Below are 13,248 nucleotides of genomic sequence, written 5' to 3' on the forward strand. Positions count from 1 at the left end.
GGTCCTCCGGGGGGAAGTCGGGTGCGGGTACGGGTGCGGGTGCGGGAGTGGGCTGCTCAGGTCGTGTCGGCGATGAACTCCCGCAGCGTGAGTGTCAGTTGTTCCGGCTGGTCCTCGGCGATCAGTGTGCGGCTGTCGTCGATCTCCACCAGTCTGCCCTGCGGCAGGAGTTCGGCCAGCCTGCGGCCGTGTGCCCGTGGCATCATGCGGTCCTCGGTCGCCCAGACCACCAGGGCCGGCTTGTCGAACTTCCGCAATCCGTCGGCCGCTTCGAGCAGCTCCGACTTACGCACGCCCAGCGTGTAACGGCGGAAGTCGGCCCGGATCGCCGGGTCGGTGAGCAGCGGGTGCAGCCAGCCGTCCACGATCTCGTCCGGCACCGGCCGCTTGGTGAGCGCGCCGACACCCACCGGTAGGCGGCGGAGCGGTTTGAGCGCGAGCGTGCGGGCCAGGAAGGCGATTCCGCCGGGTACCCGGCAGGCCACCCCGATCAGCTTGCCCGGGACGCCCGGCGGGTAGTTGTCGAAGGCCTCGCAGGAGATGAGGACGAGTCGGGCGAGGCGTTCCGGATGACGCGCGGCGACGGACTGGGCGCGGCCGCAGTCGCTCTCGACGAGGGTCACGTCGGTCAGGTCGAGACGGTCGAGGAACTCGGCGATGAGCTCGGCCACCGAGTCCGGGGTCAGCGGCACCTCAGGGCGCATCGGCGTGCGGTGCGAGCCGTACGGCAGGGTCGGGGCGAGCACCCGGTGGTCGGACCGAAGGTCCGCGATGACCGCGCGCCAGACGGTGGCGTCGTGGACGAGTCCGTGGAGCAGGACCACCACGGGGCCGGGACCCCCGGTGTCCTGGTAACTGACGGTGCCTGCGGTGAGCTCGATCTCGGGCATGTCAGGACAGTACGGCGACACCGTCGATTTCCACCATGGTTTGCTCGTCCCAGAGCCGCGTGGCGCCGATCACGGCCATGGCCGGATAATCACGGCCCGCCAGTTCGCGCCAGATGCGGCCGAGTTCGGCGGCGTGGGCGCGGTAGTCCGCGACATCGGTGGCATAGACGGTGACCCTTGCCAGGTCGGCCGGGACGCCGCCCGCCGCGCGCAGCGCGGTGAGCAGATTGGTCAGTGCCCGCTCGAACTGGTCGGGCAGAGTGCTGCCGACGACCTTGCCGTCGCCGTCCAGCGCGGTCTGCCCGGCCAGGAAGACCAGCCTGCTCCCGGTGGCGGCGACGGCGTGCGAGAAGCCGGTGGGCGGCGAGAGCTCCGGAGGGTTGACGCGGTCGAGGCTCATCCGTACAGCTCCTTGGCGATGATGGTGCGCTGGACCTCGGTGGCGCCCTCATAGATCCTGGGCGCACGGACCTCGCGGTAGAGGTGTTCCAGCAGGTGGCCGCGTTGCAGCGCGCGGGCGCCGTGCAGTTGGACGGCGGCGTCCACGACGTACTGTGCGGTCTCGGTGGCGAACATCTTGGCCATCGCGGAGCGCTTCGCGATTCCGCCGGCTCCCGCGTCGTACGCGGAGGCTGCCGCATACACCAGCAGCCGCGCCGCTTCGGTCCGGGTGGCCATCTCGGCGACCTGGTGGGCGACGGCCTGAAGGTCCTTCAACGGGCCGCCGAACGCCGTACGGCTCGCGGTGTGCGCGAGGGTGGCGTCCAGCGCCGACTGGGCCATCCCCACGGCGAAGGCACCGACGCTCGGGCGGAACAGGTTGAGGGTGTTCATGGCCACCCGGAAGCCACGGTCGGGCTCACCGAGCAGGTCGTCGCGGGTGACCGGAACGCCGGCGAAGGTCAGCGCTCCGATGGGGTGCGGAGAGAGCATGTCGAGCGCGCTGCCGGTCAGCCCCGGCCGGTCGGCGGGGACCAGGAACGCGCTGACACCGCGGGCCCCGGCGCCTTGGGTGGTGCGGGCGAAGACCGTGTAGAAGTCGGCTTCGGGAGCATTGGAGATCCAGCGCTTCTCGCCGGAAAGCCGCCATCCGGTGGCGTCCGGTTCGGCGGCGAGCGCGAGGGCCGCCGCGTCGGATCCCGCGTCCGGCTCGCTCAGCGCGAAGGCCGCCACCGCGCGGCCCGCGATCACCTCGGGGAGCAGCCGCTTCCGCTGCTCCGGGGTGCCTGCCTGCACCAACGGGTAGCTGCCCAGGCCCTGGAGAGCGAGGGCGGTCTCCGCCTCGGTGCAGCCGTAGGCGAGCGATTCCCGCATCAGACAGAGGTCCAGCGCGCCGGCTCCGAAGAGCCGCTCCAACAGGCCGGCTGCACCGAGGGCGGCAACCAGGGGACGGTTGATCCGTCCCGGCTCGCCCTGCCGGGCGAGTGGATGCAGCTGCTCGGCGGCGAGCGTCCGCAGCTCCTCGCACCATCGCTGCCGGCCCTTTTCCAGCGCGAATGCGGGCATCGACGATCCCCTCTATCGTGAACCGTTGACTGTCGTCACGCAAACGATACGCTCCATATGCGACAAGGGGGCGATCCCGTCATGGAGCTGAAAACATCAGCGCACGTCGACACCTTTCCCCGCGAGCAGCTGCCACCCGCTCACCAGTGGCCGAAGCTGCTCCTCGACCCTCCCCAGCGTGCGGAACGGGCGGGCCCGGACGGGCCCGCTGCCGACGGGGCTCCTGCGGACGGCACGTATCCGAACCGGCTCAACTGTGGAGCCGAGCTCCTCGACCGGACCATCGAGCGCTTCGGTGCGGACCGCCCTGTCTTCCGTACCGGCGCGGGCGAGGTGTGGACGTACGGCGAACTCCGCGCCGAGGTCGGACGGATCGCCCATGTCCTCACCTCCGACCTCGGGGTCGTGCCGGGAAACCGGGTGCTGTTGCGCGGGCCGACCACGCCGCATCTGGCGGCCTGCTGGCTCGCGGTGATGAAGGCGGGCGCGGTGGCGGTGACCGTGCTGGCCGCGCAGCGTTCTCACGAGCTGGCCACCATGTGCGAGATCGCCCGGATCAGCCACGCGCTGTGCGACATCAGGTCGGTGGACGATCTGGCGAAGGCCGAGGTACCGGGGCTGCGGATCACCACGTACGGCGGTGAGGGGCCCGGGGATCTGCTGCGGCTGGCCGCCGCCAGGCCCGACGACTACCCGGCCGTCGAGACCTCGTCCGACGATGTGGCCCTGATCGCCTTCACCTCGGGCACGACCGGGCGCCCCAAGGGCTGTATGCACTTCCACCGGGATGTGCTGGCGATCGCCGACACCTTCTCGCGGCACCTCCTGAAACCTCAGCCGGACGATGTCTTCGCGGGCAGCCCGCCGCTCGGGTTCACCTTCGGCCTCGGCGGCCTGGTCATCTTCCCGATGCGGGCCGGCGCGTCGTCCCTGCTCCTCGAACAGGCCGCTCCCCGGCAGTTGCTGCCCGCACTCGCCGAGCACCGGGTGACAGTGCTGTTCACCGCGCCGACCGCGTACCGCACGATGCTCGACGACGTCGGGGCCCACGACCTCTCCGCCCTGCGGCGCTGCGTCTCGGCCGGCGAGAACCTGCCCGCGTCCACCTGGCAGGACTGGTACGAGCGGACCGGCCTGCGCATCATCAACGGCATCGGAGCCACCGAACTGCTGCACATTTTCATCTCCGCGGCGGACGACGCGATCCGCCCCGGGACGACCGGGCAGCCGGTCCCGGGCTGGCAGGCTCGGGTGGTGGACACCGCGGGCCGACCGGTACCCGACGGCGAACCCGGTCTGCTGGCGGTGCGCGGGCCGGTGGGGTGCCGCTATCTCGCCGATGAGCGGCAGAGCGAGTACGTGAGGGACGGCTGGAACCTGACCGGCGACGCCTACATCCGGGATCCGGACGGCTACTTCCGCTATGTCGCCCGGGCGGACGACATGATCATCTCTGCCGGATACAACATCGCGGGTCCCGAGGTCGAGGACGCGCTGCTGCGGCATCCGGATGTGATGGAGGCCGCCGTGATCGGCAGGACGGACGACCGGCGGGGGCAGGTGGTGGCCGCCTATGTGGTGCTTCGGGAGGGTGCGGAGCGGCACGCGGAGGCGCTGAAGGAATTCGTGCGGGGCGAGCTGGCGCCCTACAAGTGCCCGCGCGAGGTGGTCTTCCTGGACGCGCTGCCGCGAACGCCTACCGGGAAACTGCAGCGGTTCCGACTGCGCGAGGAGTGATGCCGGGCGGTCGGCGATGAGAATTCCGCGCTGCGCAGGTCTGCACTGGTAAAGGTGCGGATGCACAGCGAAAGGCGGTCCCGCCCATGTCTTTCACACATGTTCTCGCGGTGGCCCCGGTGACCGACATCGGGACCGCGGTGGCCTGGTACGAGCGGCTGCTGGGAAGGCCTGCCGATACGCGGCCGATGCCCGGGCTGGCCGACTGGCATATCTCTCCGAGCGGGTGGATCCAGGTGTTCGAGTCCCCCGAGCACGCGGGATCGACCCTGCTCAACCTGGTGGTCGACGACCTGGACGCCACCCTGTCGAAGCTTGCCGCTGTCGGAATTGCCGCCGGTGCGATCCAGCCGGGCGGCGTGAACGTGCGGTTCGCCGCCGTCCACGATCCCGACGGCAATCGGGTCACCCTGCTCGAGAACCCGGTGTCCTAGTCCGTCGGCCGTGACAACTCACGTGCCGGTCCCCCACCGGATCCGGCATGCTGAGGCATGACCTGGACCTTCACCCATGACCTCGACGCCTTCCTGGCCACTGCGGGCCCCGCGCTCGCCGCTCACCCCGCAGAGAACACCGTGCTGCTGACCGTGACCGAAGGTCTGCGGCGCCGGGGCCTCCAGGTGTACGGCGATGGGTCGCCGCTCTTCGGCTGGTGGCGTGCGGCGAACGGTGCGGTGAGCGGGACCGTGGCATGGACACCGCCGTATCCCCTGCAGGTAGGCGTGAGCCCCACCGAGGCGGTCCGGCCCCTTGCCGATGCGCTCGAGCAGTTGGACGTGACCGTCGTCAACGCCGAGCGGTCGGTCGGCGCAGCACTCACCGCCCGGTGGCCCACCGCAGTCACCGAGGAGCAGCAACTGCTCTACCGACTGGGTGATTTGACGCCGCCCCAGCCGATGCCTTTGGGCGCGCCCCGCGACGCTGGTGCGGGCGATCGGGCGCTGCTGATGGAGTGGTACACGGCCTTCGGCAGGGAGACCGGGCAGCCGGCGCCGGCGGAAGGGGCGGTGGACGACCGGTTGTCGTACGGCGGACTGGTCCTCTGGGAGATCGAAGGCTGTCCGGTCTCCCTGGCCGGGTGCACCCGGCCGACCGCCGGTTCGGTGCGGGTCGCTCCCGTGTACACCCCGCCTGAGCAGCGCGGACGGGGCTACGCGGCGGCCGTGACCGCCGAGGTCAGCCGGGCGGCGCTGGACGCCGGCGCCGCCGAGGTGCTGCTCTTCACCGACCTCGCAAATGCCACCAGTAACGGCGTCTACCGGCGCATCGGATTCCGCCCGATCGCCGACCGCGTCGTCGTCAGCCGAGGCTGAGCCGCGGCTTGGGTGCGTCGGTTCTGCCTGTCTGCGGCGGACGGCTGCCGGACCGGTAGGGCAACGGCCAGGGCGCGGCCGGACCCGCATAGCCCTGCTCCGCTGCCGCGTGCAGCGTCCAGTGCGGATCGTAGAGATGCGGGCGGGCCAGCGCGCACAGATCGGTGCGGCCCGCCAGCAGCAGGGAGTTGACGTCATCCCAGGAGGAGATGGCGCCGACCGCGATCACCGGTACGTTCACCTCGTTGCGGATGCGGTCGGCGTACGGAGTCTGGTACGAGCGGCCGAAGGCCGGCTGCTCGTCCGCGACGACCTGGCCGGTCGACACATCGATGGCGTCCGCGCCGTGCGCCGCGAAGGCGCGGGCGATCTGCACTGCCTCGTCGGCCGTGTTGCCGCCCGGCGCCCAGTCCGTCGCCGAGATGCGGACCGTCATGGGTCGCTCGGCGGGCCAGATCTCCCGGACGGTGTCGAAGACTTCCAGCGGGAAGCGCAGGCGGGCGCGGAGCGGCCCGCCGTAACCGTCGGTGCGCCGGTTGGTGAGCGGGGAGAGGAAACCGGAGAGCAGATAACCGTGCGCGCAGTGCAGCTCGAGCAGGTCGAAATCGCAGCGCAGCGCATGCCTGGCGGAGACGGCGAACTGTTCGCGGATCTCGTCGAGCCCGGCCCGGTCGAGCACACCGGGCACCTGGCTGACGCCTGGAAGGTAGGGGAGCGGGGATGCCGCCGAGAGCGGCCAGTTGACGCCGTCGGGCAGCGGCTGGTCCATGCCCTCCCACATGAGCCGGGTGGAGCCCTTGCGGCCCGAGTGGCCGAGTTGGACACCGATGGCCGCGCCGGGTGACTGCTGGTGGACGAATCCGGTGATCCGCTGCCAGGCGGTGGCCTGTTCGGCGGTGTAGAGACCGGTACACCCGGGGGTGATGCGGCCCTTCGCGCTGACACAGACCATCTCGGTCATCACCAGTCCGGCCCCACCGAGTGCCCGGGCGCCCAGGTGGACGAGGTGGAAGTCGCCGGGGACCCCGTCCTCCGCCGAGTACATGTCCATCGGTGAGACCACGATGCGGTTGCGCAGTTCGAGGCCGCGCAGCCTGAAGGGGGTGAACATCGGAGGCCGGTCCGGCAGGCAGCCGAAGTCGCGTTCCACCGCGTCGGTGAAGGCGGCGTCACGCAGCCGCAGATTGTCGTGGGTGACGCGGCGGCTACGGGTGAGCAGATTGAAGGCGAACTGGCGCGGCGGCTGGTCGAGATACGTCTCCAGCTGCTCGAACCACTCCAGACTGGCGCCGGCCGCCCGTTGGGTCGAGGCGACGACGGGCCGGCGCTCGGCCTCATAGGCGGCGAGGGCAGCCGGCAGATCGGGCTGCTCCTCGATGTTCGCGGCCAGCGCCAGAGCATCCTCGACGGCGAGCTTGGTGCCGGAGCCGATGGAGAAATGGGCGGTGTGCGCGGCGTCGCCGATCAGCACCGTGTTGCCGTGCGACCAGCGGTCGTTGACGACGGTACGGAAGGCGGTCCACGCCGAGTTGTTGCCGACCAGGGGCCTGCCGCCGAGCGCGTCGGCGAAGATCTTGGCACATCGCTCGGTGGATTCCCGCTCGTCGCAGCGGTCGAGTCCGGCGGCCCGCCAGACCTCCTCGCGCATCTCGACGATGACGGTGGAGGCATCGTCCCGGTAGGGATAGCCGTGCAGTTGCATCACGCCGTGTTCGGTTTCGGCGATCTCGAAGCGGAAGGCGGCGAAGGCGAAGGGTGCGGAGAGCCAGATGTAGCGGCACCGGTGGGTGGTGATCCGCGGTGCGAAGACGTCCGCGTATGCCTCGCGGGTGGCGCTGTGCACCCCGTCGGCGGCTATCACCAGGTCGTGTGTGACTGCCAGTTCCCCGGCGGGCGGCGCCGTCTCGCGGAAGCGCAGCCGCACGCCCAGCGAGGTGCAGCGCTCGTGCAGGATCTCCAGCAGGCGGCGCCTGCCGAGCGCCGCGAAACCGTGGCCGCCCGAGGTGAGCACGGTGCCGCGGTGCACGATGTCGATGTCGTCCCACCGTACGAATTCGGCCTGCAGCGCACGGTGCACGACCGGATCGGCGTGCTCGATACCGCCGAGCGTCTCGTCCGAGAGGACCACGCCGAATCCGAAGGTGTCGTCCGGGCCATTGCGCTCCCAGACGGTGACGGAGCGCGCCGGGTCGAGGCGTTTGAGCAGCGCGGCCGCGTAGAGACCGCCCGGGCCGCCGCCGACGACTGCGACCCGTAGGGCCGGTGGCACGGCTACCTGCCCTGCCACTTGGCCGGCCGCTTCTCCGTGAAGGAGGCGTGGAACTCCGCGTAGTCCGCACCGTTCATCAGGAGGGCCTGCGTCGCGGCGTCCAGCTCGACGGCGGCGCCGAGCGGCATGTCGAGCTCCGCGGTGAGCAGCGCCTTGGTCTGTGCGTACGCGAGGGCGGGACCTTCCGCGAGGTGGCGGGCCAGGGCGGCGGCCCGCTCGTCGGTCCGGCCCTCATCCACCAGCTCGCTGATCAGACCGATGCGCTCGGCCTCCGGGGCGCGGACGGGCTCGCCCAGCATCAGCAGCCGGGTGGCGTGGCCGAGCCCGACGACCCGGGGCAGCAGGTAGGCGGCTCCCATGTCGCCTCCGGACAGCCCCACCTTGGTGAAGAGGAAGGCGAACCGGGCGGACGGGTCGGCGATCCGGAAATCGGCGGCCAGCGCCAGCACAGCTCCGGCGCCCGCGGCTACCCCGTGCACGGCCGCGATCACCGGGAAGGGGCACTCCCGCAGCGCCCTCACCACCTGCCCGGTCATCCGGTTGAAGTCCAGCAGCTGGGCGGTGTCCATGGCGAGCGTGGCACCGATGATCTCGTCGACATCGCCGCCCGAGCAGAAACCGCGGCCCTCCCCGGCGAGAACCAACGCCCGCACCGATCGCTCACGAGAGAGCTCGGCGAGCAGGTCACGGAGATCCGCGTAGCCTCCGAAGGTGAGCGCGTTGAGCTTCTCGGCGCGCGCCAGGGTGACCGTGGCCACTCCGTCCTGCCTGGTCAGACGGAGGTGGCGCCACTGCTCCGTGCGGCTGGACGAACCGGAAAAGGGGCTCATGAAAATGCGGCCTCCTACGATCGGAGAACCCAAAATATCACTTCTTCGTGACTACCGTCACGGGTACGCAATAAAGAAGTAGTAGGTCGGCTCATGTCGGAAGCCCCGGCCGGATGTGTCGCATATCCCTTTTCCTGTTGGCCGCCGTCCCTTCTCGCACGGGCCCCCCGTTCGTAAGGTTGAAAGCAGGACATTCCCCTTCACCGAACGCCCCACGACTCGTGCGCCTCCTACGAACCATGCGCCGCGTACGGTCCATGCACCTGGCACGACCCGTGCGCCTTGTACGCCCGAAGGACACCGAACGAGACCGATCGGAACTCCAGCTGTGCCCGACCTCCATCACCCCGCCGCCTGGCGTCTGGCGCTGCCGCACAGCGCGGCTGCCGTCCCCATCGCGCGTGCGCTGATCCGGACGGTACTTGCCGACATCGAGGGCGAGGCCACCTCGGCAGACCGTGACACGGCCGAGTTGCTCACCGCCGAACTGGTGGGCAACGCCGTGGAGCACACCGTCGGTGACGGGCCCATCGAGCTGGTCATCGAGTTGCTGCCCGCGGGCTGCCAGGTCGAAGTGCACGACCGCGATCCGGTGCCGCCGGGCGATCTCGTCCGCCCGCCGCCCGCCGGAGTGCCCGACCCCTGGCAGGAACACGGCCGCGGTCTGCTGCTCATCCGTACGCTCAGCTCGGACTACGGCCACCGCCCCACCGAACACGGCAAGGCGATCTGGTTCACACTGCCGCCGGCTCCGTCCGGCTGAGCCGGGAGTTACGGCGGCCGTACCCGGCGTAGACGAGCAGGCCGACGACGAGGAACGCCGCGAACTGCGCCCAGGCCTGCCGGCCCGTCCCGTACATCAGGTACACGCAGAAGCCCACACCGGCGATCGGACTCAGCGGGAAGAGCGGTGCCCGGAAGGAGCGCGGCAGCGCGGGGTGGCTGCGACGCAGCACGATCACGGCGACATTCACCGCGACCATGGTCGCCAGCGCACCGATGGTCGTCAGATTCACCACCACGTCGAGCGAGGCGAAGGCGGCCGGCGCCGCGAAGACGGCCGCCACGATCCAGGTGTTGGCCACGGGCGTCGAGGTCCTCGTCGAGACCTTCTCGAACACGCGGGGAACCAGCCCGTCGCGGGACATCGACATCAGAATGCGGGTCTGTCCGTACATCACGGCCAGCACCACCGAGGCGATGGCCACGACCGCGCCGAAGGCGATGATGCCGCCGCCGATCGTCGAATCGGTGACCTGGTCGACGATCAAGGAGAGCGCGGCGGGCTTGCCCCCGACGGCATCCGCACCGAAGGCGCCGATGGCTGCCACCGCGACCGCGCAGTAGAGCACCGTCACGACCCCGATGCAGACCATGATCGCGACAGGGATGTTGCGCCGGGGGTTCTTGACCTCTTCGCCTGCCGTGGTGATCGCGTCGAAGCCGATGTAGGAGAAGAAGGCGACCGACGCGCCGGAGGTGATGCCGCCGACACCGGCCGTCGCGAACGGCACGAGATGACCGGCCCGGAACGCGGTGAAGGCGATGGCGCAGAAGAAGAGCAGGATTCCGATCTTGAGTACCGCCATCGCCGTGGTGGCCCGTGCGCTCTCCCGGACTCCGCGAACCAGGAGCACGGCGGCCAGCGCGATCACGATGACGGCAGGCAGATTGATGACGCCCCCGTCACCGGGTCCGCTGGAGAGCACGGCGGGCAACTGCACTCCGAGGATGCTGTTCAGCAACTCGTTCAGGTACTGGCTCCAGCCGACGGCGACGGCGCTGACCGAGACGCCGTACTCCAGCAGCAGGCACCAGCCGACCAGAAAAGCGGCGCGCTCACCGAGTGTGGCGTAGGCGAAGGAGTAGGAACTCCCGGACACCGGGATGGCACCGCCCAGCTCGGCGAAGGAGAAGGCGGTGAAGACGCAGGTGATGGCCGCCAGCACGAACGAGACGATGACGGCGGGGCCGGCCTCGGCGACGGTGTCGGAGAGGCCGACGAAAATGCCGGTCCCGACGATGGCGCCGACACCGAAGCACACCAGCTGGAAGAGCCCCATGGTGCGCTGCAGACCGTGCCCCTCCAGGTCCGCGCCGGATTCGGCGATCAGGGTTTCCGGGGGCTTGATACGCAGTCCGGACGGACGCAGCGGACTCATCAGGTGGTTCTCTCTCTGGACGTACAGCTCACCGCGTGGTCGGCCGGGCCGGCAGCGAACGCAGCGAAGTGGGGTTCGAGCGTGCGAGCCCGAACCCCACCGATCGGCGACACACTAACCGCCGCTTCCCATATTCACCCACTTGGCGGAATGTCTATGCTTTGCCCGCCAGCGTGGCGACCATGATCGCCTTGATGGTGTGCATCCGGTTCTCGGCCTGGTCGAAGACGATCGAGTGCTCCGACTCGAAGACCTCGTCGGTGACCTCCAGCTCACTCAGCCCGTACTGCTCATGGATCTCCCGCCCGACCGCGGTGCCCAGGTCGTGGAAGGCGGGCAGACAGTGCAGGAACTTCACCTTCGGGTTGCCGGTGGCCCTGAGCACATCCATCGTCACCGCGTACGGCGCGAGGTCGGCGATGCGTTCCGCCCAGATGTCCTTGGGCTCCCCCATCGAGACCCAGACGTCGGTGATGACGAAGTCGCAGCCACGGACGCCCGTCGCGGTGTCCGCGGTGAGGGTGACGGTCGCACCACTGGCCGCGGCGAGCTTGTTGGCCCGGGCGATCACGTCCTCGGCGGGCCAGTAGGCCTCAGGCGCGACGATCCGTACGTCCAGACCCAGCAGCGCACCGGTGATCAGGTACGAATTGCCCATATTGAAGCGCGCGTCACCGAGATAGGCGAACGAGATCTCTTCCAGCGGCTTGTCGCTGTGCTCGGTCATGGTCAGGACGTCGGCCAGCATCTGGGTGGGGTGCCAGTCGTCGGTGAGGCCGTTGTAGACGGGCACCCCGGCGTACGCGGCGAGCACCTCGACATCGGGCTGGCTGTCGCCGCGGTATTCGATGGCGTCGAACATCCGGCCCAGCACCCGGGCGGTGTCCTTGAAGGACTCCTTGTGCCCGATCTGGGAGCCGGAGGGATCCAGATACGTCGTCGACGCACCCTGGTCGGCGGCCGCCACCTCGAAGGCGCAGCGGGTGCGGGTGGAGGTCTTCTCGAAGATCAGGGCGACGTTCCTGCCGCGCAGCCGCTGCACTTCGGTGCCGGATTTCTTGGCCGCTTTGAGTTCGGCGGCCAACTCGATCAGGCTGCCGAACTCCTCCGCGGTGAAGTCCAGCTCCTTGAGGAAGTGGCGGCCTGCGAGGTCTATCGCCATGATGACTGCTCCTGGGTCGCGAACGCACGAATAACGGAAGTATATGCGATGGAGCGCATCACTATACGACACCCTCGTCACGCCGACTCTTCCCGCCGCCCCGGCCGCTCCGCGCGGCGGCTACGCGGCACCCCGTTCGACGGGGCAGCTCATGCAGCGGGGACCGCCCCTGCCCCGGCCCAGCTCGCTGCCGGGGATCTCTATGACCTCGATCCCCTCCTTGCGCAGATGCGTGTTGGTGGTGACATTGCGCTCGTAGGCGACGACCACCCCCGGCTCGACGGCCAGCACATTGCAGCCGTCGTCCCACTGCTCGCGCTCCGCGGAGTGCACGTCCTGCGTCGCGGTCAGTACCCGGATGTCCTTCATACCCAGCGCTGCCGCGATGGCGCGGTGCATCTCTTCGGGAGCGTGGTCGGTGACCGTCAGCTCGCTCTCGCCGTCGCCCGGCTCGATCGTGTAGGAGCGGAGCATGCCGAGCCCGGCGTACTGGGTGAAGGTGTCGGCGTCGACCATGGTCATCACCGTGTCGAGATGCATGAATGCCCGGCGCTTCGGCATGTCGAGCGCCACGATGGTGTGCGCGGAACCAGCAGCGAAGAGTCCCCTGGCCAGCATCTCCACCGCCTGCGGGGTGGTGCGCTCGCTCATGCCGATCAGCACCGCGCCGTTGCCGATGACCAGGACATCGCCGCCCTCGATGGTCGACGGATAGTCGACCTGCCCCTGCGACCAGTGGTGGAAGGCGCCCGAGCCGGTGAAGAGCGGGTGGTGGCGGTAGATCGCCTCGAAGTGGACGGTCTCGCGCTGCCGGGCCGGCCAGCGCATCGCGTTGATGGAGACGCCGTCGTAGATCCAGGCGGAGGTGTCCCGGGTGAAGATGTGGTTCGGCAGTGGCCGGAGCAGGAAGTCGTCCAGGTCCATCACATGGAAGCGCACCGAGGTCGGCTCGTGGTGCCGCTCCAGGAACTCGCGCTTGGTCATCCCGCCGACCAGGGCCTCGACGAGTTCGGCGACCGACAGGTCGTCGAACGCGGTGCGCAGATGGTGGGTGGCGAGCGGCCCGTACTCCTTCTCGTCGAAGACCCGGTCCAGCACCAGGGTGCGGGCCTCGGGAACCTCCAGCGTCTCGCGCAGCAGGTCGCCGAAGAGGTGCACCTGCACCCCCTGGTCCCGGAGCACGTCCGCGAAACCGTCGTGCTCCTGGCGGGCGCGCCGCACCCAGAGCACATCGTCGAAGAGCAGCGCGTCCTTGTTGCTCGGGGTGAGCCGCTTCAGCTCTAGATCGGGCCGGTGAAGAATGACGCGGCGCAGCGGCCCGGTCTCGGAGTCGACATGGAATCCCATGCCTCCATCCTGTCCCCCGGCCGCTGCGCTCA

12 protein-coding genes are annotated in these 13,248 nt (G+C 69.7%); 4 read left to right on the top strand and 8 right to left on the bottom strand.

Translation table 11 applies throughout. From position 1 onward, the window contains the following. Positions 1-56: 56 nt before the first annotated feature. Genes AB0436_RS18640 through AB0436_RS18650 form a run of 3 tightly spaced genes read right to left on the bottom strand, consistent with a single transcriptional unit; the run spans position 57 to position 2,396 of the window. Entirely contained in the window at positions 57-890 is an 834-nt protein-coding gene (locus AB0436_RS18640) for an alpha/beta hydrolase (RefSeq protein ID WP_366468975.1), read from the bottom strand. A gap of 1 nt (position 891) precedes the next feature. Continuing rightward, positions 892-1,290, bottom strand: a complete 399-nt coding sequence (locus AB0436_RS18645; RefSeq protein WP_366468976.1) for a RidA family protein — start codon at positions 1,288-1,290, stop codon at positions 892-894. Next, the gene (locus AB0436_RS18650; protein ID WP_366468977.1) at positions 1,287-2,396 is read right to left on the bottom strand and encodes an acyl-CoA dehydrogenase family protein; all 1,110 of its coding nucleotides are present in this window, start codon (positions 2,394-2,396) and stop codon (positions 1,287-1,289) included. Before AB0436_RS18650 ends, AB0436_RS18645 begins: the two co-directional genes overlap by 4 nt. A gap of 81 nt (positions 2,397-2,477) precedes the next feature. Here AB0436_RS18650 and AB0436_RS18655 point away from each other — a divergent pair, with 81 nt between their 5' ends. The 3 genes from AB0436_RS18655 to AB0436_RS18665 all read left to right on the top strand — a co-directional run bounded on the left by AB0436_RS18655 (position 2,478) and on the right by AB0436_RS18665 (position 5,446). Beyond that, on the top strand, positions 2,478-4,133 hold the full coding sequence (locus AB0436_RS18655; RefSeq protein WP_366468978.1) for an AMP-binding protein: 1,656 nt from the start codon (positions 2,478-2,480) through the stop codon (positions 4,131-4,133). Positions 4,134-4,219: 86 nt separating this feature from the next. After that, positions 4,220-4,567, top strand: a complete 348-nt coding sequence (locus tag AB0436_RS18660) for a VOC family protein (RefSeq protein WP_366468979.1) — start codon at positions 4,220-4,222, stop codon at positions 4,565-4,567. A gap of 57 nt (positions 4,568-4,624) precedes the next feature. Further along, positions 4,625-5,446, top strand: a complete 822-nt coding sequence (locus tag AB0436_RS18665; RefSeq protein WP_366468980.1) for a GNAT family N-acetyltransferase — start codon at positions 4,625-4,627, stop codon at positions 5,444-5,446. Here AB0436_RS18665 and AB0436_RS18670 read toward each other — a convergent pair. Together AB0436_RS18670 and AB0436_RS18675 are read right to left on the bottom strand one after the other, a co-directional pair. After that, entirely contained in the window at positions 5,433-7,733 is a 2,301-nt protein-coding gene (locus AB0436_RS18670; RefSeq protein ID WP_366468981.1) for a bifunctional salicylyl-CoA 5-hydroxylase/oxidoreductase, read from the bottom strand. The genes AB0436_RS18665 and AB0436_RS18670 overlap by 14 nt on opposite strands. Further along, the gene (locus AB0436_RS18675; protein WP_366468982.1) at positions 7,718-8,545 is read right to left on the bottom strand and encodes an enoyl-CoA hydratase family protein; all 828 of its coding nucleotides are present in this window, start codon (positions 8,543-8,545) and stop codon (positions 7,718-7,720) included. Before AB0436_RS18675 ends, AB0436_RS18670 begins: the two co-directional genes overlap by 16 nt. 328 nt (positions 8,546-8,873) lie before the next feature. Between AB0436_RS18675 and AB0436_RS18680 the strand changes: the two genes are divergently transcribed. Beyond that, positions 8,874-9,308, top strand: a complete 435-nt coding sequence (locus tag AB0436_RS18680; protein WP_366468983.1) for an ATP-binding protein — start codon at positions 8,874-8,876, stop codon at positions 9,306-9,308. On the opposite strand, the gene AB0436_RS18685 is transcribed toward AB0436_RS18680, so the two are convergent. The 3 genes from AB0436_RS18685 to AB0436_RS18695 all read right to left on the bottom strand — a co-directional run bounded on the left by AB0436_RS18685 (position 9,280) and on the right by AB0436_RS18695 (position 13,216). After that, a complete protein-coding gene (locus AB0436_RS18685) occupies positions 9,280-10,707 on the bottom strand; it encodes an amino acid permease (protein WP_366468984.1) in 1,428 nt (475 codons plus the stop codon). The genes AB0436_RS18680 and AB0436_RS18685 overlap by 29 nt on opposite strands. A 154-nt stretch (positions 10,708-10,861) precedes the next feature. Then, complete coding sequence (gene argF, locus AB0436_RS18690; protein ID WP_366468985.1) at positions 10,862-11,869, bottom strand: ornithine carbamoyltransferase; 1,008 nt, start codon at positions 11,867-11,869, stop codon at positions 10,862-10,864. 120 nt (positions 11,870-11,989) lie between these two features. Further along, on the bottom strand, positions 11,990-13,216 hold the full coding sequence (locus AB0436_RS18695; RefSeq protein WP_366468986.1) for an arginine deiminase: 1,227 nt from the start codon (positions 13,214-13,216) through the stop codon (positions 11,990-11,992). Between the last annotated feature and the right edge of the window lie 32 nt (positions 13,217-13,248).

This window comes from Streptomyces sp. NPDC051322 (genome assembly GCF_040689485.1).
Taxonomy (GTDB): domain Bacteria; phylum Actinomycetota; class Actinomycetes; order Streptomycetales; family Streptomycetaceae; genus Streptomyces.

Bases quoted from the DNA above. Each gene is read 5' to 3' on its own strand.
- AB0436_RS18640 (WP_366468975.1), bottom strand. From the start codon at position 890: ATGCCCGAGATCGAGCTCACCGCAGGCACCGTCAGTTACCAGGACACC.
- argF (WP_366468985.1), bottom strand. From the start codon at position 11,869: ATGGCGATAGACCTCGCAGGCCGCCACTTCCTCAAGGAGCTGGACTTC.
- AB0436_RS18645 (WP_366468976.1), bottom strand. From the start codon at position 1,290: ATGAGCCTCGACCGCGTCAACCCTCCGGAGCTCTCGCCGCCCACCGGC.
- AB0436_RS18660 (WP_366468979.1), top strand. From the start codon at position 4,220: ATGTCTTTCACACATGTTCTCGCGGTGGCCCCGGTGACCGACATCGGG.
- AB0436_RS18655 (WP_366468978.1), top strand. From the start codon at position 2,478: ATGGAGCTGAAAACATCAGCGCACGTCGACACCTTTCCCCGCGAGCAG.
- AB0436_RS18665 (WP_366468980.1), top strand. From the start codon at position 4,625: ATGACCTGGACCTTCACCCATGACCTCGACGCCTTCCTGGCCACTGCG.
- AB0436_RS18675 (WP_366468982.1), bottom strand. From the start codon at position 8,545: ATGAGCCCCTTTTCCGGTTCGTCCAGCCGCACGGAGCAGTGGCGCCAC.
- AB0436_RS18685 (WP_366468984.1), bottom strand. From the start codon at position 10,707: ATGAGTCCGCTGCGTCCGTCCGGACTGCGTATCAAGCCCCCGGAAACC.
- AB0436_RS18695 (WP_366468986.1), bottom strand. From the start codon at position 13,216: ATGGGATTCCATGTCGACTCCGAGACCGGGCCGCTGCGCCGCGTCATT.
- AB0436_RS18650 (WP_366468977.1), bottom strand. From the start codon at position 2,396: ATGCCCGCATTCGCGCTGGAAAAGGGCCGGCAGCGATGGTGCGAGGAG.